This window comes from Terriglobus sp. YAF25 (assembly GCF_052113305.1).
Taxonomy (GTDB): Bacteria; Acidobacteriota; Terriglobia; order Terriglobales; family Acidobacteriaceae; genus Terriglobus.
In genome coordinates, this window is sequence record NZ_JBFRCY010001057.1 from 1 (window position 1) to 1,059 (window position 1,059).

Annotated in this window: 2 protein-coding genes; both read left to right on the forward strand. The window is 58.6% G+C overall.

The genetic code is table 11. From position 1 onward, the window contains the following. On the forward strand, positions 1–697 hold a 697-nt coding region (locus AB4043_RS26500), incomplete at its 5' end, for a M16 family metallopeptidase (protein WP_442308656.1). 83 nt (positions 698–780) lie between these two features. After that, positions 781–1,059 (forward strand): NTP transferase domain-containing protein (locus tag AB4043_RS26505; protein WP_442308657.1); only part of this gene is annotated, 279 nt, incomplete at its 3' end.

Sequence of the window (1,059 nt, forward strand, 5' to 3'; positions counted from 1 at the left end):
TCACAAGGGAGAACAGTTCAAGTCTCTTAAGACAGACTTCCCTGGCCCGAAACCGGGCGTTTACTTCATCAACAAAGACGACGTCAACCAGTCCAACATCTCCATCGCCGGTCTGGGGACCATGCGGAATAACCCCGATCTCTATGCACTGAGCGTCATGAATGAGATCTTCTCCGGAGGGTTCGGATCACGTTTGACTCAGTCCGTCCGTACAAAACTGGGGCTGGCCTACGCGGTCGGCGGCGGTTATGGCGCGACCTATGACCATCCGGGTATCTTCCGCGTGCAGGCAGGCACCAAGAGCGCTAGCACGGTTGCCGCAACAAAGGCGATGCTGGAGGAGATCAACCGGCTCAAATCCGTTCCACCGACGGAAACGGAACTGCGTAACGCCAGAGAGCAACTGCTCAACTCGTTTATCTTCCGCTACGACTCGCGCGCGAAGGTACTCAGCGAGCAGGTGATGCTGGCCTTCTATGGGTATCCGGCAGATTTTCTGGAGAAGTACAAGGCAGGCATTGAAAAAGTGACTGCGGCCGATGTCTCACGTGTCGCTGCAAAGTACATCGACACGTCGAAGCTGGCGATCGTTGTGGTTGGCAATGGCGGTGACCTCGGTGCCTCGCTCAAGGATCTGGGACCGGTGACGGATGTCGATATCACCATCCCGCCTCCTCCGGCCGGAATGAGCAACTAGGACACACCCGAACCCCATAGAAGCCCCGCCTGACTGATGCAGGCGGGGTTTCTAGCATCTACCAGACCCGGTACTATTCCCCCATGAGCTCTCCGACATTCGCGGTCGCCATCATGGCCGCAGGCAAAGGCACGCGCCTCAAGTCCAAACGCCCCAAGGTCCTGCATGAGATCGGCGGCAAACCCCTGCTGCTGCATGTCATCGCCGCCGCGAAGCAGGTTGTCCAGGCTGGTGACATCTACGTCATCGTCGGCCACGAAGCAGATCGCGTGAAGGACGCAGTCGCCACGGAAGCGACGCACTTTGTAGTGCAGGCCGAACAGCGCGGCACCGGCCATGCGCTGCAGGAGGTGAAGGCATTC